General features: G+C 71.5%; 20 protein-coding genes. 10 read left to right on the top strand and 10 right to left on the bottom strand.

The features are described 5' to 3' along the window. Positions 1–58 precede the first annotated feature (58 nt). Together ACFWPQ_RS19720 and ACFWPQ_RS19715 are read right to left on the bottom strand one after the other, a co-directional pair. Positions 59–5,290: a hypothetical protein gene (locus ACFWPQ_RS19720; RefSeq protein WP_384035891.1), complete on the bottom strand. Its 5,232-nt coding sequence runs from the start codon at positions 5,288–5,290 to the stop codon at positions 59–61. A gap of 217 nt (positions 5,291–5,507) precedes the next feature. Beyond that, positions 5,508–6,008: a hypothetical protein gene (locus ACFWPQ_RS19715; protein ID WP_384035888.1), complete on the bottom strand. Its 501-nt coding sequence runs from the start codon at positions 6,006–6,008 to the stop codon at positions 5,508–5,510. 6 nt (positions 6,009–6,014) lie between these two features. Here ACFWPQ_RS19715 and ACFWPQ_RS19710 point away from each other — a divergent pair, with 6 nt between their 5' ends. Beyond that, positions 6,015–7,427 (top strand): M1 family metallopeptidase, encoded by a 1,413-nt coding sequence (locus ACFWPQ_RS19710; protein ID WP_384035885.1) that lies wholly within the window; start codon positions 6,015–6,017, stop codon positions 7,425–7,427. Here ACFWPQ_RS19710 and ACFWPQ_RS19705 read toward each other — a convergent pair. The 5 genes from ACFWPQ_RS19705 to ACFWPQ_RS19685 form a co-directional block, all read right to left on the bottom strand. Further along, on the bottom strand, positions 7,424–7,951 hold the full coding sequence (locus ACFWPQ_RS19705) for a GNAT family N-acetyltransferase (RefSeq protein WP_384035882.1): 528 nt from the start codon (positions 7,949–7,951) through the stop codon (positions 7,424–7,426). The two genes, ACFWPQ_RS19710 and ACFWPQ_RS19705, sit on opposite strands and share 4 nt — an antisense overlap. Before the next feature lie 227 nt (positions 7,952–8,178). Further along, the gene (locus ACFWPQ_RS19700; RefSeq protein WP_361295510.1) at positions 8,179–9,021 is read right to left on the bottom strand and encodes a hypothetical protein; all 843 of its coding nucleotides are present in this window, start codon (positions 9,019–9,021) and stop codon (positions 8,179–8,181) included. Positions 9,022–9,107: 86 nt separating this feature from the next. Continuing rightward, the gene (locus ACFWPQ_RS19695; protein WP_384035879.1) at positions 9,108–9,692 is read right to left on the bottom strand and encodes a DUF6932 family protein; all 585 of its coding nucleotides are present in this window, start codon (positions 9,690–9,692) and stop codon (positions 9,108–9,110) included. Positions 9,693–9,720: 28 nt separating this feature from the next. After that, positions 9,721–10,620: a helix-turn-helix domain-containing protein gene (locus ACFWPQ_RS19690; RefSeq protein WP_384035877.1), complete on the bottom strand. Its 900-nt coding sequence runs from the start codon at positions 10,618–10,620 to the stop codon at positions 9,721–9,723. Positions 10,621–10,877: 257 nt separating this feature from the next. Beyond that, entirely contained in the window at positions 10,878–11,252 is a 375-nt protein-coding gene (locus ACFWPQ_RS19685) for an ATP-binding protein (protein ID WP_384035950.1), read from the bottom strand. 193 nt (positions 11,253–11,445) lie between these two features. On the opposite strand from ACFWPQ_RS19685, the gene ACFWPQ_RS19680 reads away from it, so the two are divergent. Together ACFWPQ_RS19680 and ACFWPQ_RS19675 are read left to right on the top strand one after the other, a co-directional pair. Continuing rightward, entirely contained in the window at positions 11,446–12,306 is an 861-nt protein-coding gene (locus ACFWPQ_RS19680; RefSeq protein WP_384035874.1) for a helix-turn-helix domain-containing protein, read from the top strand. After that, complete coding sequence (locus ACFWPQ_RS19675; protein ID WP_384035871.1) at positions 12,303–12,572, top strand: DUF397 domain-containing protein; 270 nt, start codon at positions 12,303–12,305, stop codon at positions 12,570–12,572. Before ACFWPQ_RS19680 ends, ACFWPQ_RS19675 begins: the two co-directional genes overlap by 4 nt. A 57-nt stretch (positions 12,573–12,629) precedes the next feature. On the opposite strand, the gene ACFWPQ_RS19670 is transcribed toward ACFWPQ_RS19675, so the two are convergent. After that, complete coding sequence (locus tag ACFWPQ_RS19670) at positions 12,630–13,205, bottom strand: TerD family protein (protein WP_355709085.1); 576 nt, start codon at positions 13,203–13,205, stop codon at positions 12,630–12,632. 185 nt (positions 13,206–13,390) lie between these two features. Here ACFWPQ_RS19670 and arfB point away from each other — a divergent pair, with 185 nt between their 5' ends. From arfB to ACFWPQ_RS19645, 5 genes are all read left to right on the top strand, one after another. Next, positions 13,391–13,819: an alternative ribosome rescue aminoacyl-tRNA hydrolase ArfB gene (gene arfB / locus ACFWPQ_RS19665; protein WP_361295526.1), complete on the top strand. Its 429-nt coding sequence runs from the start codon at positions 13,391–13,393 to the stop codon at positions 13,817–13,819. 651 nt (positions 13,820–14,470) lie between these two features. Beyond that, positions 14,471–17,029, top strand: a complete 2,559-nt coding sequence (locus ACFWPQ_RS19660; RefSeq protein WP_384035868.1) for a nitrate- and nitrite sensing domain-containing protein — start codon at positions 14,471–14,473, stop codon at positions 17,027–17,029. Further along, positions 17,026–17,457 (top strand): roadblock/LC7 domain-containing protein, encoded by a 432-nt coding sequence (locus ACFWPQ_RS19655; RefSeq protein WP_384035865.1) that lies wholly within the window; start codon positions 17,026–17,028, stop codon positions 17,455–17,457. Before ACFWPQ_RS19660 ends, ACFWPQ_RS19655 begins: the two co-directional genes overlap by 4 nt. Continuing rightward, positions 17,454–17,855, top strand: coding sequence for a DUF742 domain-containing protein (locus ACFWPQ_RS19650; protein WP_384035862.1), 402 nt, complete (start codon positions 17,454–17,456; stop codon positions 17,853–17,855). The genes ACFWPQ_RS19655 and ACFWPQ_RS19650 overlap by 4 nt, the downstream gene beginning before the upstream one ends. A gap of 43 nt (positions 17,856–17,898) precedes the next feature. Beyond that, positions 17,899–18,471, top strand: coding sequence for an ATP/GTP-binding protein (locus ACFWPQ_RS19645; protein WP_384035947.1), 573 nt, complete (start codon positions 17,899–17,901; stop codon positions 18,469–18,471). 274 nt (positions 18,472–18,745) lie between these two features. Here ACFWPQ_RS19645 and ACFWPQ_RS19640 read toward each other — a convergent pair whose 3' ends face one another. Further along, positions 18,746–19,264 carry a flavin reductase family protein gene (locus tag ACFWPQ_RS19640; RefSeq protein WP_384035859.1) on the bottom strand — a complete coding sequence of 173 codons (519 nt, stop codon included), beginning with the start codon at positions 19,262–19,264 and terminating at the stop codon, positions 18,746–18,748. 369 nt (positions 19,265–19,633) lie between these two features. Here ACFWPQ_RS19640 and cdgB point away from each other — a divergent pair, with 369 nt between their 5' ends. Beyond that, complete coding sequence (cdgB, locus tag ACFWPQ_RS19635; RefSeq protein ID WP_384035856.1) at positions 19,634–21,289, top strand: diguanylate cyclase CdgB; 1,656 nt, start codon at positions 19,634–19,636, stop codon at positions 21,287–21,289. Between the two features lie 118 nt (positions 21,290–21,407). Further along, on the top strand, positions 21,408–22,367 hold the full coding sequence (locus tag ACFWPQ_RS19630) for a carbohydrate-binding protein (RefSeq protein WP_384035853.1): 960 nt from the start codon (positions 21,408–21,410) through the stop codon (positions 22,365–22,367). Here ACFWPQ_RS19630 and ACFWPQ_RS19625 read toward each other — a convergent pair. After that, positions 22,364–23,293, bottom strand: coding sequence for a 1-phosphofructokinase family hexose kinase (locus ACFWPQ_RS19625; protein ID WP_384035850.1), 930 nt, complete (start codon positions 23,291–23,293; stop codon positions 22,364–22,366). The two genes, ACFWPQ_RS19630 and ACFWPQ_RS19625, sit on opposite strands and share 4 nt — an antisense overlap. Positions 23,294–23,387: the final 94 nt, after the last annotated feature.

Below are 23,387 nucleotides of genomic sequence, written 5' to 3'. Positions count from 1 at the left end.
CCGCCGCGTGGGCGCGACCAGCCCCCACCGACCGGCAGCCGAGCACCGGCCGAAGCACTCAGGCCGGGGGCGCGGGCGCGGCCTTCTTCCGCAGGCCCAGATGGTCGTCCGGATCCTGGAGCCGGTCCGGCTGCGCAGCAAGCACGCGGCGGACCACCGGCTCCGGCATCCGGATCACCACCGGCCGCGGCAGGGTCAGCTCCCGCACGGCGGTGCCGGTGCGGCCCGACCGCACCCGGTTGGTCACCCTCGCCACCACCCGCACGTCCAGTGTGAACTGCACCAGCACCGACGCGGACTTGGGCTTGTGCAGCGGCATCGAACCCGACGCGTTCACCGCCGCGTCGGCCGCGCCGCCCGAGCCGCCGGCGTTGCCCATCAGCTGGTTGAGGCGGAACTCGTCGGCGTTGAGCAGCCCCGCGCCCGCCAGCCCGCGTGCCGACCTGCCGTGCTCGGCGGAGCTCAGACCGTCCGTCTGGGTGGGCCGGGGCGCGTCCAGGTGGCTCTGCCCCACCGTCTCGAAGGTCATCTTGTCGCCGACGCCCAGCACCCGCCCGTCCCGCAGCCGCGCGTGCAGGGACGCCCGCAGGTCCTGGCCCTCCGCCCCGGTGGCGTGCACCGGCGGCAGCTCCGCCCCGGCCGAGGTCAGCAGCGGCAGCGCCGCGATCAGCCACTCGGTGGAGACGGCCTCCTGGAGGGTGTACGCGGCGGCCTGGCCCTTGGCCCGGAAGCGGTCGCCGCCGCCCGCCTCCCGGACCGCGGAGCCGACCAGCTCCCGTACCTGCGGGGCCCCTTGGAAGCCGTTGACCTGTGCCTCCATCGGCAGCCGCACACCGCCGGAGCGCCAGCTGCCGAGCGCGGCCGGGCGGTCGTCCCCAGGGCCCGGAGCCGGAGCGGAAGCCGGAGCCACCGGCGGCCGGCGGGGCGCGGTCAGCCGGGCGAGGGCGGCCAGGTCCTGGTCCAGGACGCGGTGGGTCAGCGCCTGGCGGCCCAGCGAGACCAGCGCGATCCGGCGGTCGCCCCGGTGCAGTTCGAGGGTCGCCTCGATCGGCACCCGTACCTTCGACGACTTCGCGGTCTTCGCCTCCGCGACCGTCTTCATGCCGAGCTGGCCGCGGCTCGCCGTCCCGGAGCGCCGCGAGCCGCCCGAGCCGACGCCGAGGCCCGCCGCGCCGCCCGTGCTCTTCAGCTGCCCGGCCCCGCCGTCCGGTTTGCCGGAGCCGGCGAGGATCCCCTCCACGCCGGTCGTCACACCCTCGTCGTGGGAGGCGGCCTGCTGGGCCACGGCCGCGGTGATGTACTCCATGTCCCGGCCGTCGTCCGCCGCGCCGTCGTGGGCGCCGTCGCCCAGCCGGTTGACCTTGAACACCGCCCAGTACGGAGTCCTGCGGCCGTCGAACAGCTCGACGGTGACCCCGCCGTCCATCGCGCCCGACAGCAGTCCCGCGCTGCCGTCGCGGTCCAGGACGCGCAGCAGCCGCTGCACGTTGTCGTTGCGGTCCGCCAGCTGCCGCCGGGGCAGCAGGTCGTCGGCGAGACCCTGCTGCCCGCTCTCCGCGAGGCGGGTGCGGAGCCGGGCCAGCAGCGGCACGAAGTTCGGCAGGTTCTCGACCATGCCGAAGCCGAGGGGCAGCGCGCGGGCGAAGGACGGACCGGTGGTGCGGGGCGGCGCGGCCGTGGTCGACCCGGTCGCCGTCTCCGCGGCGCGGCTCCCCTCCCGGGCCTCGCGCTCGGCGCCCGCCCGGGAACTCTCGGCCGCCCGGGAACTCTCGCCCGCCCGGGAACTCTCGGCCGCCCTGGAGTCCTCCGCTGGCCGCTGTCCCGGCTGCCGGGGCGAGGACATCAGGGCAGGCTCGGGGTCGAGCTTCAGCTGGCGCCGGATCGGCGCCGGCAGCTGCGCCTCCGTCAGCCACACCGCCGCCTCGGCCGGCAGGGTGCGGGCGGCCGTCGCCACGTAGGGACCGCCGCCGGTGACCTTGACCTCGGCGACCATGGTGACGAGCAGGTCGCACTGGACCAGGTAGAGCGGTGCCTTCTTCGGGGTGTGGGCGTTGCGCTCGACCGTGCCGGACAGGGCCGCGGACCGGGAGTCGCCCTGGCCGGCGGTGCGGCTCCCGGAGAGGCCCTGGCCCAGGCGCCACTCGGCGCCGTTCTCCGAGCCGGTGGCGCCGAACTGCCAGGTGCTGGTGGTGCCCTGCCCCTCCTGACCGGCCGCCTGGTGGCCGCCGAGCACGAAGGTCTCGGTGCCGGGCCCGGCACCCCGGTGCAGGAACCGCGGGTTGGTCAGCGTGAGCCGGGTGCCCACGGCCCCGTTCAGCGCGGCGAGCCGGCGCGGATAGCGCAGGTTCTTCACCACCCACCCGGAGGACGCGGCCTGCCGCAGTGACGCCGTGATGGCCTGCGGCCCGAACCGCTCCTCGATCGCCAGCCGCGGCGCGAGCCCCTCCGTCTGCAGCGCGGGATCCTCGCGGACGCCCTTGTTGCGGGCGGCGGCCCGGGACAGCAGCTGGAAGGCGAGGTCGCGGACGGCCTGGCCGTCGCCGACCGTCTCCACCAACTGCCAGTCCCGCAGCGCCTGTCCGACCGACGGCCGGGGCACGAGCGTGGCCAGGTCGCCGATGCCCTCGGCGGTGACGGCGTGCTCGGGCCGCGTGGCCTGCGCCCGCCGCCGGTCGCCCACCGCGTCCTGCCGCCGCTTGCCCTCCTCGTCGAGGGTGAACTCGGTGGGGGTGACGAGCCGTACGTCCTGCTCGTCCAGGTGCAGCCCGGCCAGCTGCCTCGGCTCGGGCGCGTCCTGGCCGGGGGAGCCGGGGGTGAGGGCGCGGCCGAGCTTGCGCTGCCGGGAGGTCATGGTGACGTCGACGTCGAGGCGCAGGGCCGCCCCGAAGGTGCTCGCCTTCTCGGAGCCGTTGGTGAGGACGTCCGTGCGGGTGGTGGGGCCGGCCTGGTTGCGGCGGGTGCCGGAGCTGTGCCGCTCGTAGCGGGCCGAGCCGGTGAGGATGCCGGGGACGATCCTGGCCTGTGCGAGCGCGAGACCGCCGATCGAGCGCGAACTGCCGCGTCCGCTCTGCGCGTTGCCGGTGACACCGGAGTGGCTGCGGACCAGCCAGTCGTCGGTGTCGCCGAGGTAGCCGGTCTCGCGGAGCTGCCCTCGGACGCGGAGCTGCACGTCGTGGGAGTGCAGGGTGGTCTTGCGGCGCAGCCGCACCCGGATGCCGGTGGTGGTCAGCTGGTCCTTGTTGACCCGCAGGTTGGTCTCGGACAGGGCGGCCATCAGCTCGCGGTGGTTGCGCCGCTGGAGTGCGGCCTCCTCCTTGCTCGGCGTCGAGGCCACCGCGTCCGTACCGAAGGCGGGCAGGTAGCCGGCCAGCCGGGGATCGGTCGCGAACAGCTCCTGTACGGCCCGCACCATGGGTTTGGTGTCGAGCTGGCTGAGGGTGACGCTGGAGCCCATGGCGCCGAAGGGGAGGTGCCGCTCGACGTCGGTCTCGTCGCCGTTCTCGTCGATCCGCTTCGGCTTCTCGATGAACCCCTTGGCGTCTTTGTCTTTCTTATCTTTCTTGTCTTTCTTGTCCCCATCCGCCTCGGTACTCGGCGGCAGCGGCAGCCCGAGCGACCGCGCCTCGTCGGCGCGCAGGCTCATCCACACCCGCATCGAGTGCCGGGCGACCCGCGTCCCGGGGCGCAGGACCATCTCGGCCGAGCGCGGCCCGGTGCCCTCCGCCGTCAACCGGACGGTCGCGAGGTAGAGCACCTTGTCGCCGCGGACCTCCGCGCCCTGGCGGCTGGTCACGGTCTGCTCGGCCACCGTGAACCGCGCCTTGCGGGCCGCCGCGACCGGCATGGCCGTGCCCCGCAGCACGGCGGCGTTGCCGACCGCGCCGACGCCGATGGCCGGGCCCAGACCGCCGGTGACGGCACGTCCTTTGCCCGCGCTCTCGGTGACCGTGTGCTGGGTCTGCTGGTGGGTGCGCAGCTGGGTGCCGCCGGTGCCCCAGGCGGGGGACATGCCGGTGATCTCGGCGTGCAGGCGGTAGCTGCCCACGGTGCTGCCGTCCTTGGCCGCCAGGTCCTCGCCGGTGACGCCGTCGCGCAGCAGCCGGGGCATGTCCTCCAGGACGGTCGCCGTGGAGGTGGCCTCGTAGAGGCGGCTGCGGCCGGGGGCTCCGGGTGCGGTGAGCGAGGGGTGCAGGACGGAGGCGACCGTGTCGAAGAGCCCGCCGCCGCCCTGGTGCGGGGCGGCGGTGTCGGTGACGGCGACCGGGGCCAGGGAGTCGGCGAGCGAGACGCGCCGGGCGGTCTCCGGCTGGACGGGCTGCGGAGCGGCGGGCGCCGCGGTCCCGGCCGGGACGAGGTGTTCGGTGGGCACGCGCTGGGTGAGGGTGCCCGAGCCGTGGAAGGTCTGCGCGTGCTGTGCCGCGTGCTGGGCACCCTGCTTCTTGACCCGTACTCCGTACCGCACCTTGCGGGGCGCCTCGACCGAGCCCTTCTCACTGCGCAGCACGCGCGGTTCGGCCACGTTGCGCTGGCTGCGGGACTCCCGTGAGGACTGCCAGGGCTGCGCGTTCAGCAGGCCGGCGCCGCCCAGCCACAGCCCCGGTACGACGGGCGCGAGCCCGAAGGCCATGCCGCCGACGCCCTTGCTCGACCCGCCGCTCGCGGTGGTCGCGACGGTGGTGGCGGTGTTGTGCTGGACGTCGACCTTGGTGTCCTTGCCCTCGGCGTCGTCCAACGCGGCGAGCGGCGCCCCGTCCGGGTCGGGCACGGTGTCGGCGAGCAGGTCCTTGGGGTGGAAGACCGGCGGCCGGTCGTCGGGGGCGCGGGAGACGGTGACGGTGACGTCGTACGACTCCTTGCCCTTCGTGCCCTGGACCGTGAAGGCGCGGCCCTGCCCGTAGAACGACTCGGGGCGGCCGGCGAGCTCGGCGGCGATGTCGGCGACCGTGCCGTCGCCGTGCCCGACGACGGCGGCCACCGCGTTCCGTACGAACTCGTGCCCGGTCAGCCCGTACGCCGTGGACAGCCCGGCGGCCTGGAAGTCCATCAGGTACGGCGGCAGCACCAGGCCGGGAGCGGTGTGTTCCTCCGTGATGGGGGCGATGGGGGCCACCGGAGCCACCGGCCGGTTCCGTACCGCCGGCGGCCGCGCGACGCCCTTCCCCTTCACGCTCTCCTTCGCGCTCCCCTTCACGTTCCCCTTCGCACCCCGCAGCGCCTGCGCGGTGGCCGCGTTCCCCGCGGCGCCCTGGAGGGCGAGCAGCGCGTGCTCCGTGGGCCCGACCGGTCTCACGGAGTCGACGGGACCGGCGGTGACCGGTGTCCGGGAGGCCTCGGAAGAGGCGTCTTTTCCGCTGTCGCCTGCCTGTCGCTGCGTCCGCACGGAATCAACGTATGAGCGGCCGGGACAGCCGGAACGCCTTCCGCCGACTCCCGCCGCACTTGTCACTTCCGCCTCGGCGTGCGGTCAACTCTCGTACACCCGTGGGTCGTTCAACCGCCAGGGAGGGCTACGACACCCTCGGGAAGCGGGCCTGGAGCGTCCAGATCGCCGGGTTGTCGGCCAGCTCCTCGTGCAGGTCGGTGAGGTCGGCGATCAGGTCGTGCAGGAAGTCCCGCGCCTCCCGGCGCAGTTCGGTGTGGGAGAAGGTGAGGGGCGGCTCCTCGGCCGGCATCCAGTCCGCCTCGATGTCCACCCAGCCGAAGCGGCGCTCGAAGAGCATGCGGTCGGTGGACTCGGTGAAGTCGAGTTCCGCGTGCTGGGGCCGGGCGGCCCGCGACCCCGCCGGATCCCGGTCCAGCCGCTCCACGATGTCGCACAGCGCCCAGGCGAAGTCGAGCACCGGCACCCATCCCCAGGCTGTGGACAGTTCCCGGTCCGCCTTGGTGTCCGCGAGGTAGACGTCCCCGCAGAACAGGTCGTGACGCAGGGTGTGGACGTCCACTCGCCGGTAGTCCGTCTGGGGAGGGTCCGGGAAGCGGTTGGAGAGGGCGTAGCCGATGTCGAGCACGTGCCGATGGTGTCACGGCGTCCTACGATCACGAGCGTGCCCCGGTCCCCGCTCCTCCTCCCGTCCGCCCTGCTCTGCCTCGCGCTGGCCGCGTGCGACGGCGGAGTCCACGGCACCCCGGGCGGCGCGGGCGTCCGCGACCCGTACTTCCCGAAGGCGGGCAACGGCGGCTACGACGTCGGCCACTACGGCCTCACCCTCGCCTACGACCCGGACGGCGGCCGCCTCACCGGCACCGCCGTCATCACCGCCCGCGCCACCCAGGACCTCACCGCCTTCGACCTCGACCTGCAGGGCCTGCACGTCGACGACGTCACCGTCGAGGGCAGGCAGGCCCGCTGGAACCGCGCCGGCCAGGAGCTGACCGTCCGCCCGCACGACGACCTGGCCGAGGGCGAGACCTTCAGCACGACCGTGCGCTACTCGGGCCGCCCGCAGCAGCTCACCGACCCCGACGGCTCCGAGGAGGGCTGGCTGCGCACCGCCGACGGCGCGCTCGGCCTCGGCGAACCCGTCGGCTCGATGGCCTGGTTCCCCGGCAACGACCACCCCTCCGACAAGGCGTCGTACGACATCACGGTCACCGTTCCGAAGGGCCTCCAGGCCGTCTCCAACGGGGAGCTGACGAGCGAGACGACGAAGAACGGCCGTACGACCTTCGCCTGGCACAGCGCCGAGCCGATGGCGAGCTATGTCGCCACGGTCGCCGTCGGCCGCTACACGATCACCCGCTCCACCCTGCCCGACGGCCTCCCGGTGTACACGGCCGTCGACCCCACCCAGGTGGAGGCGAGCCGGGCGGTGCTGGCGAAGCTCCCCGAGATCATGGACTGGGAGCAGTACAACTTCGGCCCCTACCCCTTCTCCTCCACCGGCGCGATCGTCGACCGCCCCGAGGATTTCGGGTACGCCCTGGAGACCCAGACCCGGCCCGTCTTCCCCGGCGCCCCGGACACCGACACCCTCGTCCACGAACTGGCCCACCAGTGGTACGGCGACTCCGTCACCCCGAGGACCTGGCGGGACATGTGGCTCAACGAGGGGTTCGCGACCTACGCCGAGTGGCTGTGGGCCGAGGACCACGGCGGGCGCACCGCCCAGGAGACCTTCGACAGGCTCTACGCGGGCTCCGGGGACAGCGACCTGTGGGCGTTCCCGCCCGCCGGGCCGTCGAGCGCCGCGCACATCTCCGACCGGCCGGTCTACGACCGCGGTGCGATGGTCCTCCAGAAGATCCGCCAGAAGGTCGGCGACGACACCTTCTACGACATCATCCAGGGCTGGGCGGCCGCCCACCGCCACGGCAACGCGGACACCGCCGAGTTCACGGCGTACGTCGAGAAGACGGCGCCGGGGAAGGACTTCGCCACCATCTGGAAGGACTGGCTGTACGGCGACGGCAAGCCGTCCCGGCCCTAGACGGCCGCCGTACCCAACTCCTTGCGCAGCACGGCACACGGCCGACCGCGTTCCAGATCCGGGCGATGGCCGATCACCTCATACCCGAGGGAGGTCCAGAAGGCGAGCCCCTTCGGGTTGCTCTCCAGCACGGCGAGCCGCACGGCGTCCCGCCCGGCCGTCCGGAACCGTCCCTCGACGCTCTCCGCGATCCGCCGCCCGTACCCCTTGCCGTGCGCCCCCGCGTCCACCATCAGCAGCCCGATCCATGGATCCGGGTCGGCCGGATCAGGGTGCCGGCCCAGCGTGACGACCACCCCGACCAGCTGCCCCTCGGCCCGCGCGAGCAGCACCTCCGCATCCGGATGCGCCAACTCGTCCGCCAACGCGGCAGCCACCTGCTCCGGCCGGACGTCGTCCGGGTCCGGGAAGTCGCCGCTGAGGGCGTGGAACTCCCGGTTGGAGGCGTACAGGGCGGTGAGCTCGGTGAGGACCGGGGCCGGGATGTCGTGGTCGGGGGTGAGGGGGACGGGGGCGAGGATCATGCGGGCAACCTATCCGGCCCTCGTCGGCGCAGGACTGTCACTGCCCCGAGGGCTGGTAGCGGGGCAGGCCGTCCGTCGCGATGGTCCAGTCGCCGATGGTGACGTCCTAGGCCCGGCGCCACGACGGCGAGAGCCGAACGCAGGGCTTCAGGGGTCTCTTCGGGGCGTGGGATCAGTGCGTCCCCGGGGCCGCTCTCAGCAGTCATGGTGCTTTCCGGACGCTCTGATCAGGGCTCAAGCGGAAGTGGGGGCTGCTCTGCCGCTGGTCCCAGATAGGTGTACTCGGTGGACCGCGCGATGCCCATGGAGTCCAGCTGCTGCCGGAACCGGACCCGGAAGTGGACGTTGTCGCCGAGACCGGGACGCATGCGCAGCAGTTCGTCAGGTTCCTCGAAGCGCACGTCGTAGGCGGGGGCGTTCTTGGCCGTACCCGTCTTGACCTTCACCAGGCCGCTTTCCCGTAGTTCGGTGATGCGACCGGAGATGGTGATCTCCTGGTCGCGATCCCTGGTCTCCCGCAACCGTTTCACGTAGCTCCTGCCCTGCTCGGTCAGGCGGGCGCGGCGCAGGCTGCCGTCAGCGCCGTACCAGGTCACGCCCAGATCCAGCGCGTACCTGCTCAAAGCTCGGGACACCGTTTCGACCGCGTCGAAGAGCTTCGCCCACTCGCGGATGTCGCGTTGCGACTCAAGCGCGTCGAGCAGTGTGGTGAGGGTCCCGAGGCCCGTGGAAGCAGCGGACGTGGGGGGCGTCGCGAGAGCGTCTCCAGGGGCTGACTCGGCTGGCGTGATGACGGGGCGGGCGTGTACGACAGTGCTGCCTGCCGAGATGCCCGTGAGTTCCAGCTGTACCGGCGTGCCTGCGGCGGCGGAGACCAGGTGCTCCATGGGTTCGAGCAGTGCGTCGCCCCACTGGAAGCGGAGAGCACCGCCGTCCGCGTCCGGCCCGGTCAGCCGCAGCTGGAGTTCCTCTTCGAGCAGAGCGTCCGGTGCGTACTCACGTGCTGCCGCCAGTCGGCTCGCTCTGTGTTCTGCTTCGATCTCCTCGTCGTCCCGTTCCTCAGTTCCCAACGAGTTCAGGAGGCGGGCAGCACGTTGGGCTTCGGCAGGATCGTCTCCCTGGAGCGCGCGCCTGCGCTCACGCCAGCTGTCGCCGGTCACAGTCGCACCTCCAGATAGCCGCGTGCCGGAGTGGCACTTTCCTCGGATGGCGAGCGGTCGTCCGTGCCGGGCAACCTGCAGCGCTGCCACCAGTCGTCCCACACACCTCGTTGTGTGAAGTATGTCCGTTCGTCCGGTGTGAAGCGTTCCGGCTCGAAAATGCGGGCAACGGGCTGGTACCCGATGCGAAGCGGTGAGACGCCGAACTTCTGCCGCATCCTGGATCTGCTCTGGAAAGCCGTGGTCAGCCACTTGGAGCCCGGCTTCCCGCGTACGGTGCGCTCGGCCCGTGTGTCAATCAGGACGGTCACGTCAATGTTCGCGGGATCGGCTTTGGCGCTGACGAAGCTGCCGCCCAGCCACAGGCTGTGGATAAGAGGAATGCCGTTGAGGGCAGTGGCGTAGGTGTCCTCCAGTGTGAGGAACGGGTCGAGGTACTTGTGCAGGCCGTCCCACAGTTCTGTGCGGGTCGCGGATTCCTCGAACTCGGGGGCGCTGACCAGCATGGACTCCGCCTCGTCGAAGGAGACGGAGTACCGGCCCAGAGGGAGAAATCCGTTCGCGGTGAATGAGGGCTGCACGAGAGGTCCTGTCCGAGGAATGGGTGATTCATCCTGTCTGGTCGGCTCGCGGAATGCGGTAGGGCGCCGGCCAGGCGGCCTCCGGGAGATCGGTTCGGCAGTCGCGGCAGAGTCCGGGTGCCGGGGAGCGGAAGCCTCGGTCGCAGCTGTCGCAGTTGTGGATCCGGGTGGGTGCGGCCGGTGGCGGAGCCGGTGCGCGGAAAGGCGGTGGCGCGGGCAGTCGGTCCGTCAGGCGGTGGGCCAGGAGGGCGGCGGGCCTGTGGAGCGGTTCGGTCGGCAGGTCCGCGGTCAGGGCGTGCCGTACGGCGCTGGGAGCCGCGTCGCGTTCCAGCCAGGCGGCGACTCCGGGGGCCAGATGGTCGGCCTCGGCGGCCGACAGCAGCAGCCGTGAGTCGTGGCGGCGGAGGTCCGCGAGCAGGGCCAGGGCCTTCTGGAGGAGCGCGGGGGAGGGGCAGGCCGGGCGCGGCACGGGCGGGAGCGCCTTGCGGGCGGGCTTCTCCGGTGGCTTCGGTCGTGCCGCGGCTTCGGGCCGGCGGGCGCGGCTGCTGTGGCCGGGCCGGTTGCAGAAGACCGTGCGGGTGATGATGCGGCCGTCGGGCAGGCGTACGCGTTCGCGGCGCAGGTACCCGACCGCCTCCAGCTCCCGCAGCGCGGCCGCGATACGGGTCCTGCCCTCCTTCAGGCGCTCCGCCAGCGTCTTGATGTCGACCCGGGCGCCGGTCGGAAGCGACTGGATGTGCACGCCGATCCCGACCGCGAGTCCCGACAGGTCGGGGTGCTGGGCGAGGTCGTTGCCGACGACTGTGAAGTGCGAGGTGTGGCGGGTGTTCTCGTGAATGAGCCCACCGCCGGACCCCCGGTTCGGGTGCTTCTTGGCGGCAACACGGGGCTTGGCGCACGAGGGCGCGCTAGGGTTTTCGGTATCCATCGGGAAGGGTTTTGCTTCCTTGGTGGTCAGGCCCTCGCACTGGGATTGCCGTCCCGGCGGGGGCCGAAGTCTTTCTGCGGTTGTTGCGCTGAGCGTAGGGCACGCAACCCTCCCCAAATCCAGCCCACTTGGGCATATTCACTCGCGGGAGTGACTCTGCGCGACGGGCGGGAGGGGTGGGGCTTGGTGGGGTTCTTTCTCCCCGTTTCGTTCCTTTGGTGGTGACGTCCCTCGCGACCGAAGCCCGCGCTTCCGGGCTACGGCGACACCCCGATCTCCGCCCACACCGTCTTGCGCGGCGACAGCCCCGGTGCCACGCCCCACTTGTCGGCGAGCGCCGCCACGAGGACCAGGCCCCGGCCCGACTCGGCGTCCGCTGCGAGCGGGAGGGTGTGCGGCAGGCGGTCACCGCGGGTGTCCGTGACCTCGATCCGCAACGTGTCTCCCACGACGTAGAGGAGAAGGCCGAAGTCGCGTCCCGACACCCGCCCGTGCGTCGCCGCGTTCGCCGCCAGCTCGGCCACGATCTGCCTGGCCGGATCCAACGGCAGGCCCCAGGCGCGCAGTTGTTCGGCGGCCAGCAGACGGGCCAGGCGGGCGCCACACGGCGTGGGTGAGAACCGCAGGCTCATGTTGCGGACGGGGGTGGAGATTTCATCGTTCACGTCACTCAGCGTGGCCGGGCGTGCATACCGTGAACAGTGACGAAGTCCTTGCGTACGGTGACTGTCCGGCGCTTGTCCGGTGCTGTCCTGGCTGTCGGGAGCGTTCGTACGGGTAGGGGCGGGGGCGCGGGTTCGGGCGTACGGCACGAAGGGGCGTGGGATGAGCATGGACGGCGGCGAGGTGACCGAGCCGGGCTGGGAGGTCGACCCGGACGACGACTGGGGCGTGGCGGTCATCGCGACGGTGGGGCGGCAGCTGAAGCTGCGGCGGGAGGCGGTGGGGATGCGGGCCGCCGAGTTCGGGGAGGCGGTCGGCTACGGGGAGGACATGGTCTACAAGGTGGAGGGCGGGAAGCGGATTCCTCGCCAGGAGTACCTGAATCGGGCGGACGAGATCCTCGACGCGGGTGGGCTGATCTCGGCGACCTGGGAGGACGTGAAGAGGGTCCGGTATCCGAAGAAGGTGCGGGAGCTTGCCAAGTTGGAGGGGCAGGCGGTGGAGATCGGGGTGTATGTGTGCAGCAGCATCAGTGGGCTGTTACAGACCGCAGAGCATGCGCGTGCGCTGATCGAGGCGGCACAACCGCCGTACTCGTCGGATGACGTGGAGCGCATGGTGACGGCTCGCCTGGCTCGGCGGGCGGTCTTGGAACGGCGGGACCCGTCTCCGTCGCTTCATTTCGTGCTGGAAGAGACCGTGTTGCGCCGACCGGTCGGAGGCACAATGGTCCAACGGCAGCAGCTCGAACACCTGCTGGAGGTGGGGCGGTTGCGTAACGTCACACTTCAGGTCATGCCGACAGTCACCGATGCCCACCCGGGAGTGGACGGCAAGATCGAGCTGTTGAAATTCCCGGACGGTACTGCCGTTGGGCGTTCCGACGGTGCGTTCAGCGGACGGCCCACCACCGATCCACGGCAGCTTCGCATCCTTGAGCTGCGGTATGGCGCCATCCGGGCGCAGGCGCTCTCACCACGTGAGTCGTCGGCCTTCATCGAGCAACTGCTGGGAGAAACATGATCCGCAAGGCCTCCGTCGACCTGACGTGGTTCAAGAGCAGCTACAGCGACGGTACTGACGGCGAGTCCTGCGTCGAAGTCGCCCTCGCCTGGTTCAAGAGCAGCTACAGCGGCGGCAACAGTGGCGAGTCCTGCCTCGAAATAGCCCCCACCCCCACCACCATCCACATCCGCGACTCCAAGTACACGCCCGCCACCCCCAGCCCTCAGCTCGCCCTGGCCCCCTTTGCCTGGGCGGCCTTCGTGCCGTTCGCGTCGGCGCACTGAGCGAAAACCAGGAGCCCCCGGCGTCACGCCAGGGGCTCCCGCGCAGCGCAGCGTTTGTCAGACGTTGACGCCGAAGTCCTGGGCGATGCCGACGAGGCCGGACGCGTAGCCCTGGCCCACCGCGCGGAACTTCCACTCCGCGCCGTTGCGGTACAGCTCGCCGAAGACCATCGCCGTCTCCGTCGCCGCGTCCTCGGAGAGGTCGTAGCGGGCGATCTCGGCGCCGCCGGCCTGGTTGACGATGCGGATGTAGGCGTTGCGGACCTGGCCGAAGTTCTGCGAGCGGGTCTCCGCGTCGTAGATCGAGACCGGGAAGACGATCTTGTCGATGTCGGCGGGGAGGCCCGCCAGGTTGACGTTGATCGCCTCGTCGTCGCCGGCGCCCTCGCCGGTGCGGTTGTCGCCGGTGTGGACGATGGTCTGGTCCGGCGTCTGCTTGTTGTTGAAGAAGACGAAGTGGGCGTCGGAGTAGACCTTGCCCTGGGTGTTGACCGCGATCGCCGAGGCGTCGAGGTCGAAGTCCGTGCCGGTGGTGGTGCGGACGTCCCAGCCGAGGCCCACGGTGACGGCGGTCAGGCCCGGAGCCTCCTTGGTGAGCGAGACGTTGCCACCCTTGGAGAGGCTTACAGCCATGGTCGGGAGTCCTTTCCCTCGTTTCGCGTACGACCGTGCGGTGCGTACGGGCTTGAAGCTACAGCTACCCGTATGAACGCCACGAGGGGTACCGAAGGTTCCACCACGCTTTACTTTCTTTACCAAACGGGTGATGAACGATATTCACGTGACGTGTGCCGGTCAGCCGCGCGACCATAGGGGGCATGTCCGGTCCTTACGTCATCCGCGGCTCCGTCTCGCTCCCCGAGGCCGAGCTCCACTGGCGTTTCTCGCGGTCGTCCGGGCCGGGAGGGCAGCACGTCAACACCAGTGACTCGCAGGTGGAGCTCCGCTTCGACCTCGCGAACACCGAGGCGCTGCCGCCGGTGTGGAAGGAGCGGGCGCTGGAGCGGCTGGCGGGGCGGCTCGTCGACGGCGTGATCGTCGTACGGTCGTCCGAGCACCGTTCGCAGTGGCGCAATCGCGAGACCGCCGCCGTACGCCTCGCCGCGCTTCTCGCGGAGGCCACCGCGCCGCCGCCCAAGCCGCGCCGCCCGACGCGCATCCCGCGCGGGATCAACGAACGCCGACTGCGGGAGAAGAAGCAGCGCTCGGACACCAAGCGGGGGCGGACCGGCCGCGACTGGTCGTAACGCCGTCCCTGCGGTCTTCCGGTCGGTCCTCCTGTCGGTGTACGCAGTCGAGAACGAGGATCTGTTCGTGGCACTCGGCGACGAGGCCACCGGGCTTGCCCATGGGCCGCTCGCTGGCGCAATCCGGACCTGCGACGGCGGATGAGACGCCGGATGCCTCGCCTGCACATCTGAGCTGCTGAAATCCTGCCAGCTGGCTGGTTCGTGGCGCCATCGCGACGACTGGCCGGAGAACCGGACGGGCATCAGGCGGATCACCGTCACTTCAGTCACGGCCCCGGCGATCGTCGTCGGCCGTTCGCAGTCGCGGTCGGACGAGGGTTCCGGACCGGTCGGCCGGGACTTCGCTGCGCCACCCGGCGGATCCGCGGGGTGAAGGCAAAACGCTTACGGGCTTCATTCAATGTGGCTACTATCTGCCACCAGTCGCCGGACTTTGGCGATTTTTTCCTCATGGATGCACCGAACGGTGGGGGGAGTGTCCCTAAGGTGACCGGATTTGGCAGGTTTGGGGGTAGACGGGCCGGAAGTGCGGCCGTCGAGAACCAGCCATCGGACGCTGTGCCGGCGTCAGCTGACCTTCTCTCACAGCCGGTCGGGTCGGGCGGCAGCCCCGGTCGACTGCCCCTGCGTACCGTTCTGATCATCCTCGTGGTCGTACCGAGCCTCGCGCTCGCGCCCCTGTGGGGCCTGAGCACGTACCAGCTGGCCACTCGCTGGCAGGCGGAGAAGACCCAGAGCGACCTGGCCGCCTCGTTGGGCCGGCCGTCGTCCGTCCTCTTCCAGTCCCTCGACGAGGAGCGGCGGCTCACCGCGGAGATGCAGGCCGACCCCGGCACCACCGTCCGCGGCAAGCTGGCCGCCGCGCGCGCGGCGACCGACAAGGCGGTGACCGGCTTCCGCCCGGCGGCGGACCAGAGCACCTCGCACGGGCAGCAGGGACTCGGTACGGCCCTGTCCGGCACCGTGCGCGATCTCGACCGGCTCGCCGCGCAGCGCAAGGCGGTGGACGCCGGGTCGGCCGGCCAGAAGGCGGCGTTCGACTACTACAGCGGCACCATCGACTCGCTGGTCGACGTCTTCACCGCGCTCGGCCGCCGGAGCAACGCCGGTGCGGCCCTGCTGGCGAACACCCTGGTCGACCTCTACAGCGCCATCGACCGGATCGGGCGCGAGGACGCCCTGCTCGGCCGCGACTGGCAGACCGGGCATCTGAAGGTCAATGAGTACGACGTGTTCGTCGATGCCGTCGGCACTCAGGAGTACCTGCTCCAGCGGGTCGCCCTCGGCCTCACCGGTGCCGAACTCGACGCGTACAAGAAGGCGACGTCCACCAAGTCGTGGGAAACCCAGCACAGCCTGGAGGAGCAGGTCATCGTCGCCGGCCCCCACCACTCGCAGGGTGAGCTGGAGCTCGGCCGGATCCACACCCAATGGCGCACCTCGCTGGACGCCAACCGCCCGCGGCTGCTGAATCTGGTCCAGGTCCGGGTCGCGCACCTCGACAAGGTCTCCGCCGACGACGTCAGCCGGCTCCAGTGGACCCTGGTCGTCGTCAGCGCCGTCGGCCTGCTCGCCGTGGTCCTGGTCATCCTCACCAGCTGGCGTCTCACCGTCCTCCTGCGCCGGCGCATCTACGCCCTGCGCGAGGAAGCCGTGGAACTCCAGCAGCGGCTGCCCGACGTGGTGTCCCGGCTGGAGCGCGGCGAGAACGTCGACGTGGACCGCGAGGTCGGGCTGGTCGAACCCACCCCCGACGAGCTCGGCGAGCTCGGGCGGGCCCTGAACGCGGCCAGCCGCAGCGCCGTGGCCACCGCGGTGCGCCAGGCCGAACAGCACCGCGGCTTCGAGCGGCTGCTCCAGCGGATCGCCCGGCGCACCCAGATCCTCATCGGCCTCCAGCTGCGCAAGCTGGACGAGCTGGAGCGCACGCACGAGGATCCCGAGGTGCTGGAGGGCCTGTTCGACCTGGACCACCTCACCGCCCGGCTGCGCCGCTACGAGGAGAACCTGGTCATCCTCGGCGGCGGCCAGCCGCAGCGCCGCTGGCGCAAGCCGGTCCGGCTGCTCGACGTGCTGCGTGCCGCGCAGGGCGAGGTGCAGGACTACCGCCGGATCTCGATCGACGTCGACGGCGAGCCCTGGGTGTCCGAGCGGGCGGTGGGAACGCTGGTGCACATCCTGGCGGAGCTGATGGAGAACGCCGCCGCCTTCTCCAAGCCGCCGACGCCGGTCGAGGTGCGGGCCGCGCGGGTCGGCCGGGGCGTCGCGGTCGAGATCGAGGACCGCGGCCTGGGCATGGAGCCCGAGGACTACGCCGCCGCCAACGCCCTGATGGAGGCGCCGCCGCAGCTCGACGTGATGACCCAGGCCGACGACGTACGGCTCGGCCTGTACGTGGTCGCCCGGCTGTCGGCGGGCCTGGGCCTGCGGGTGGAGCTGCGGCCGTCCGCCTTCGGCGGTACCCGGGTCGTCGTGCTGCTGCCGCACCAGGTGGTGGTGGACCAGCCCGCCACGGAGCCCCAGCCGGTCGCGCTCCCCCCGGAGGGGCTGCCGCACATGCCCGGTCCCCGGACGCACCCGCACGACGCCGGTGCCGGTCCGCGGGCGCCGTACGAGGGCGGGCGGTTGCCCACCCGCGCCAAGGGACACGCGATGGCGAACGTCACCGCCTCCGGTCTCCGGTCGGCGGACGAGGACGAGGCATCCCCGTCCGTGCCATCCGTGCCGTCCGTGCCGTCCGCGGCGCGGCCGCTGCCCCAGCGGGTCCGCCAGGCCAGCCTGGCGCCCGAACTCCAGATCCAGGCGGAACTGGCGGGGCTGGAGGAACCCGACGAGGCGGATCTCTGGGCGTTCCCCGACCGGCCCGGCCGGTCCGGGGCCACGATCGGCGCGTTCCAGCGGCAGTCCCGGCAGTCCCGGCAGTCCCGGCAGTCCCGGCAGTCCCGGCAGTCCCGGCTGGCCCGGGGCGGGGGCGACCCGGACGACTCGGACGACGGCACCGGCGACAGCGGCGGTGGCGTCACCGGCTACGGCATCGGCCGCAGCAACGGCCATGGCTACGGCTACGGCTACGGCGACGACTACAACAGCAGCGGTGACGGCAGCGGTGACGGTACCGGCTCCGGCGAAGGCAGCGGCGAAGGCAGCGGTGAAGGGCCCGCCTCGTCCGACCGGACCGGCTCTCCTAGGACGGATGATCGAGAATGACGCAGCGTACGACGGCCACCGACGTGGATCTGGACTGGCTTCTGGACGGCCTGGTCGAGCAGGTCACGGGCACTCGGCACGCCATCGTGCTGTCGGACGACGGCCTGGTGATGAGCCGTTCGCGGACCATCGACCGCTCGGACGCCGAGCGGCTCGCCGCGATCGCCACCGGCCAGCAGAGCCTCGCCCGCGGGGCCGGGCAGCTCTTCGGCGGCGGCCCGGTGCACCAGGTCATCGTCGAGATGGCCGACCTGTGGCTGTTCGTGATCTCCGCGGGCCGCGGCACCCACCTGGCGGTGACCGCCTCCCAGGAGGTCGACGCCGAGCTGATGAGCGTCGCGATGCACACCCTGGTCCAGCAGGTCGGCCAGCGGCTGGGCACCGACGCGCGTACTCCGCCGTCCGATGACGCGGGGAGAGCCGGATGAAGCACTGGACTGAGGGGTTCGACGACGATGACGCCGACGAGCAACTGGTCCGTCCCTACACGATCACCAGCGGGCGCACCACCCCCGAGCGGGCGGATCTGACGCTGATCACCCTGGTGACGACGCTGCCCGAGGTCACCACGCAGGCGGCGCTCGCGGTGCGCAGGATGCAGCCGGAGCACCGGACGATCCTCGGGCTCTGCCGGGAGTCCAAGGCCGTGGTGGAAGTCGCCGCCAAGCTGGGCCTCCCGGTGTCGTTGACCAAGATCCTCATCGGCGATCTGGTCGACGCCAGTTACCTGTGGGCCCGTTCGCCGCAGCCGTTCACCCGGGCCGGCGGCCTTCCCGACATGAACATCCTCGAGGCGGTGAGAGATGGACTACGCAAGAAGCTCTGACCACACGGCGGGCCTTACGGACACCGCTCCCCTGACGGCTCCCCTGACGGCTCCTCTGGCGGCTCCCCTGGCGGTGAAGATCCTGATCGCCGGCGGGTTCGGCGTCGGGAAGACGACCCTGGTCGGCGCGGTGAGCGAGGTCGCCCCGCTGCACACCGAGGAGTACCTGACCCGGGCCAGCGTCGGCGTGGACGACCTGGAGGGGGTGAACGGCAAGTTCACCACCACCGTCGCGCTGGACTTCGGGCGGATCACCATCAGCGACGACCTCGTGGTCTACCTGTTCGGCACCCCCGGCCAGGAGCGGTTCTGGTTCATGTGGAACGACCTGGTCAACGGGGCGATGGGCGCGGTGGTCCTGGTCGACACCCGGCGACTGGAGGTGAGCTTCGCCTCGATCGACTTCTTCGAGAGCCGCGGCATCCCCTTCGTCGTCGGCGTCAACTGCTTCCACGGGATACGCGACCGGACCGCGGAGGAGATCCGCGCGGCACTCGCCCTCGACCCCCAGGTACCGCTGGTGCTCTGCGACGCCCGTGACCGTGGGGACGGCCGCGACGTGCTGCTGGCGCTCGTCGACCACTTGATGGCCGGCCGGCCCGCCACGTCCGTGTAGGCACCTCAGCCTGTCCTCCGACCGGTTCGCCGGCCGCGTGCCGACGCCGTGACGAAAGGCCGTCAGAATGCCGGCCGCGCGGTCTCCGTCGGCGATCAGGCACGGCCGGGCGACCCCCGCCGATGGACCTACGCGAATGCGGAGTGTCGCCGTCGGATTTGCGGTGGTTATTTTTCGAGGGGGAGCGCAGAAGGCATCCGCGTGCTCCGGAACGGCCGTTCAGTAACGGCCGTTCAGTAACGCCCGCGGAATTTCCGAAACGGACCGTGCGGTTTCATCCCAGCTGTCGGTAGCGCCCCCGGAAATACATCAGCGGGCCGCCTTCCGCGCTCGGCAGTTCGGCGGTGAGGACGCGGCCGATGACGAGGGTGTGGTCGCCGGCCGGCACCCGCTGTTCGGTGCGGCACTCCAGCGTCGCGAGGGCGCCGCCGACCAGCGGGGCGCCGCTGGCCTCGCCCCGGGCGTACGGGATGTCCTCGAAGAGCAGGCGGTCGCTGATGCGGCCCTTCATCGCGAAGCGGCCGGCGATGTGGCGCTGGCTCTCGGTGAGCACGGAGACCGCCCAGCGCGGCTGCTCGTCGAGCAGGTCGTCCATCCGGGAGCCCTCACGCAGGCTGACCAGCACCAACGGCGGGTCGAGCGACACCGACATGAACGCGGTGGCGGTCATGCCGACGTCCTCGCCGGCCGGCGCCAGCGGGTCGTCCGGGTCCAGCGGCGGCTCCTGCGCGGTCACCAGGACCACGCCGGCGGCCAGCCGGGACAGCGCGGCCTTGAACGCATCGTTGCTCACCCCCACAGCATGCCCGGTGGCTTCTGCGGCGGCGGGGGAGGGAGTCTTCAGCACGCCGGAAACGCTAGTGTCGGACCCGGCGCCACCGCATCGGCCTTCGGCCCGAGCCGAGTCCTAGGACCAAGGGCGGGTGAAAGGCCGTAACGTGCATCATGTGCGCACGCCCACAAAGGCTGTGTTCAGTAAGCACACAGGTAAAACGCAGAAACTCCACTCAATTGTTCACGTTCTCCTGTGACTTGAGTCACAAGGGGGGTGAATTGTTGACCCTGTGTACCGAGTGGGCAGCGCGCTGTGATTCAGTGGCGGGGAAAAGTAGCGCCGAAGCAGACCCTTGATTCGCTGCGAGGTCTCGGGGGGAGGGCGAGCATGGAGACCGAGTCGGAGCCCTACGTCCGTCTTGCGTCCCTGCGACAGCTGCACCAGGTCATGGCCGACATGAACACGGCCCGCAGCCTGGCGGACACACTGCAGACCGTCGCCGACGGCGTGATCACCGCTCTCGGTTACGAGATGGCCTGCGTCAACCTGGTACGCCCCGCCGAGGGCGACCTGGTCGTCGCCGCCTTCTCCGGCAACTCCGCCGCCGAGGCCCTGATCACAGGCCGCGTCGGCTCCCGGGAGTCCTGGGACCGGCGGCTGAACATGGGCGAGAAGTGGGGCGACCTCGTCTTCATACCGCACACCGAGGGCTGGGTCCTCGACGACGACGACGTCCCGCAGTGGTACACCGACGGCCCCGCGCCCCGCTTCGAGGACGAGTGGCACCCCTCGGACCGGCTCTTCGCCCCGATGTACACGCCCGGCATATCGGGCAGCTCCTGCGGCGAGCTCCTCGGCGTGATCTCCGTCGACCGCCCGCGCAACGGCCGGCACCCGGGCGCCTGGGGCCGCGAGGCCCTGCAGATGTACGCCTTCCAGGCCGCGATCGCGATCAGCAACGCCCGGCTGCGCGCCAACATGCAGCGCGCCCTGGTCCGCCTGGAGCGCGAGCAGCAGGCCCTGCGCGCCAGCGAGGAGAGCTTCCGGCAGGCCTTCGAGTACGCCCCCTCCGGCATGGCGATAGCCGAGATGGGCGGCGACCAGCACGGCCGAATACTGCGCACCAACGACGCCCTCTGCCGCCTCCTGGGCCGTCCCGCCTCCGCGATGCGCCGCTACTCCTTCTCCGACCTGGTCCACCCCGAGGACATCGGCACCCTGCTCCGCACCTCGGCGGAGGGCGGCCGCGCGGAACTCCGCCTCGGCCGCCGCGACGGCACCTACGTCTGGGTCTCGCTCCGCAACTCCGTCGTCGCCGACGCCGCCGACGGCCCCCGCTTCCTCCTCACCCACGTCGAGGACATAGAGGAACGCAAGCGCCGCGAGCTCCAGCTCGCCCACCGCGCCTCCCACGACTCCCTCACCGGCCTCCCGAACTCGGCGGAGCTGCGCTCCCGCCTCTCCTCCCGGCTCTGCCGGCGCGCCGACACCGGCGCCGGCCTGGAATCCCTGGACGCGGCGTACGGCCACCCCGCCTACGACGCCAACGGCCACGGCTTCGACTTCGCGGGCGTCACGCCGTCCTACGAGGGCTACGACCACCACGTGCACACCGTCGCCCCCGAGGAGGGCCGCGACGACGGCGCCAAGGGGCTCGCGGTGCTCTTCTGCGACCTCGACGGCTTCAAGTCCATCAACGACCGGTTCGGGCACAACGCGGGCGACGCGGTCCTCATCGAGGTCGCCCGGCGCCTCGGCAGGGCCGTGCGCGACGGCGACACGGTGGCCCGCCTCGGCGGCGACGAGTTCGTGATCCTCGCCGACGGGCTCGGCAAGGCCGACGCCCAGGACCTCGCCGTACGCCTGCGCAACGAGATCATCCAGCCGATCCGCGCCGAGGGCCGGGCCGTGCGGGTGGGCGCCAGCTTCGGCATCGGATGGGCGCACTGCGGCATGACGGCGGACGAAGTCCTGAAATCCGCCGACGAGCGGATGTACGTAGAGAAACGATCTCGTCCCAAAGCACATCGCCGTGCCGGATGATCCCCAGGTCATCGCGCGGATGCGATCCGAGTCACCCGTTTGGCTCAGCCGGACCGGGTAGGCTCGACACTCAATACCTGTATTGCATCCGCCCGCACCTGTTGAGGAGTACCAAGGGATGACGCCCGGCAACAACGGCGCGAGCACGCCCGAGGACGACGACCCGTTCGGCTACCTGTACGCCGACGGTCAGGCCAGAGGGGCCCAGCCGCCGTCCGGCTCCGGTGGCTACGGCTACCCGAACTCCGTCAGCAGGGTGCGCTCGGTCGGCGAGCGCACGTACGGCGGCCCGCAGCAGGCACCGCAGACGCAGCAGTACGGCGGCCAGACCATCCCGCAGCAGCAGCCCGGCGGCGGCTACGGCCAGCAGCCGAACGCGGCCTACCAGGCCCCGGAGACCTTCCCGGGCGGCGCCCCGACCACCCGCCAGGCCCCCCAGAACCCCGGCCGCGGCCGGGGCCCGAACACCAAGGGCCTCCTCATCGGCGCCGTCGCGGTCGTCGCCGCCGTGGTCATCGGCATCAGCATCGCGATGTTGAACGGCAACGGCGACGACAACAAGGCGAGCGGCGACGCCTCCCCTTCCACGTCCGCGTCCCAGAGCGCCTCGCCGTCCCCGTCGAGCACCAGCTCGGCGTCGGCCACGGGCGACATCGATCCGATCGATGCCAAGGCCCTCCGTCTGGACGGCAGCGCGAGCCTGGCCTCGGACGTCAAGGGCGCCAAGGCCGAGGGCGGCATCTACGTCACGAACCTGAACCAGACCGGCGCCGGCGTCACCTGGACGGTCGACGGCATCCCGGCGGACGGCCTCTACACCGTCTTCGCGCACTACAGCGCGGTACAGGACGGGAGTATGACGCTCACGATCAACGGCAAGGCGTTCGGCAGCAAGTTCAGCCTGGACAACTACACGCACCAGAGCGACCCGACCAAAGCCTGGACGACCAGCTACGCGTGGCCGACCCTCACCAAGGGCACCAACACGATCTCCCTGTCCTGCCAGAGCGGCGACAGCTGCGACGTCCTGCTGGACCAGCTCTGGGTGCAGCAGGGCAAGCACACGAACAAGGGCTAGGCGGCCGTCGTCCCGCCGGTCACCGTGACCTGGCCGAGCAGCTTCTCGTAGGCCGCCCGGTCGAACTCGCCTGCCGCCGGAGCTCGTACCGTTGCCGCCGACAGGGCTGCCGCGCGGGACAGGCGGTCCGGCCAGGGGAGCTGTTCGACGAGGGCGGAGAGCAGGCCGGCCACCGCCGAGTCGCCGGCGCCCGTGGGGTTCCCGTGTTCCCGCGCAGGGAGGACCGCGCGCCAGCGGCCCTCCGGGGTGAGTGCCAGCAGGCCCTGCGCGCCGAGTGAGGCGACCACCGTACGTGCGCCGCGGCGGCGGGCGTCCTGGGTGGCGCGGAACGGGTCGTGGGAGCCGGTCAGTTCGGCCAGTTCGTCGGCGTTCGGCTTGAGCAGGTCCGGGCGGGCCGCGACCCCGCGCCGCAGCGGCTCCCCGCTGGTGTCGAGCAGGACGGGGACGCCGGCGGCCCGCGCCGTCTTTATCAGCCCCGCGTACGCGCCCACCGGCACCCCCGGCGGCAGGCTCCCGCACAGCGCCACCGCCGAGGCTCCGGGCAGCAGTTCCTCGTAGTGGTCGAGGAAGGCACCCCACTCGGCAGGGGCTATCTGCGGGCCCGGCTCGTTCAACTGGGTCGTGTCACCCGTCAGTTCGTCCACGACGGCGATGGTGCGGCGGGTCGGCCCGGCGACCGGGAGCAGCGCGTCCCGGACACCGGGGACATCCGCGAGGCGTTCCCGTACCGCCCGTCCGGTGGCCCCGCCCGCGAAACCCGTCACAGTCGCCTCGTGGCCGAGCGCGGCCAGCACCCGGGCCACGTTCACGCCCTTGCCGCCCGGCCGTTCCGTCACGTCCGAGACGCGGTGCGAGGTGTGCGGGCGCAGGGCGCCGACCCGGTAGGTGATGTCCAGGGCGGTGTTCAGCGTGACCGTGAGGATCACCGGGCGACCTCCCTCGCATGTGTCGTGCCCGTGCCGTCGGTCGGGGGGCCTCGATCATGCCAAAGAGACGGCGACCGGCCTAGGGTCGCCGTCT

The organism is Streptomyces sp. NPDC058464, assembly GCF_042721035.1.
Lineage (GTDB): Bacteria > Actinomycetota > Actinomycetes > Streptomycetales > Streptomycetaceae > Streptomyces.
Note: the sequence above shows the minus strand (reverse complement) of the source record. Positions and strands in the feature narration are given on the sequence as shown.

What these genes read in the sequence shown, in the direction of transcription:
- ACFWPQ_RS19670 (WP_355709085.1), bottom strand. Translation starts at nt 13,205, where the DNA reads ATGGCTGTAAGCCTCTCCAAGGGTGGCAACGTCTCGCTCACCAAGGAG.
- ACFWPQ_RS19705 (WP_384035882.1), bottom strand. Translation starts at nt 7,951, where the DNA reads ATGATCCTCGCCCCCGTCCCCCTCACCCCCGACCACGACATCCCGGCC.
- ACFWPQ_RS19680 (WP_384035874.1), top strand. Translation starts at nt 11,446, where the DNA reads ATGAGCATGGACGGCGGCGAGGTGACCGAGCCGGGCTGGGAGGTCGAC.
- ACFWPQ_RS19630 (WP_384035853.1), top strand. Translation starts at nt 21,408, where the DNA reads ATGACGCCCGGCAACAACGGCGCGAGCACGCCCGAGGACGACGACCCG.
- ACFWPQ_RS19685 (WP_384035950.1), bottom strand. Translation starts at nt 11,252, where the DNA reads ATGAGCCTGCGGTTCTCACCCACGCCGTGTGGCGCCCGCCTGGCCCGT.
- ACFWPQ_RS19690 (WP_384035877.1), bottom strand. Translation starts at nt 10,620, where the DNA reads ATGGATACCGAAAACCCTAGCGCGCCCTCGTGCGCCAAGCCCCGTGTT.
- ACFWPQ_RS19655 (WP_384035865.1), top strand. Translation starts at nt 17,026, where the DNA reads ATGACGCAGCGTACGACGGCCACCGACGTGGATCTGGACTGGCTTCTG.
- ACFWPQ_RS19675 (WP_384035871.1), top strand. Translation starts at nt 12,303, where the DNA reads ATGATCCGCAAGGCCTCCGTCGACCTGACGTGGTTCAAGAGCAGCTAC.
- arfB (WP_361295526.1), top strand. Translation starts at nt 13,391, where the DNA reads ATGTCCGGTCCTTACGTCATCCGCGGCTCCGTCTCGCTCCCCGAGGCC.
- ACFWPQ_RS19710 (WP_384035885.1), top strand. Translation starts at nt 6,015, where the DNA reads ATGGTGTCACGGCGTCCTACGATCACGAGCGTGCCCCGGTCCCCGCTC.
- ACFWPQ_RS19650 (WP_384035862.1), top strand. Translation starts at nt 17,454, where the DNA reads ATGAAGCACTGGACTGAGGGGTTCGACGACGATGACGCCGACGAGCAA.
- cdgB (WP_384035856.1), top strand. Translation starts at nt 19,634, where the DNA reads ATGGAGACCGAGTCGGAGCCCTACGTCCGTCTTGCGTCCCTGCGACAG.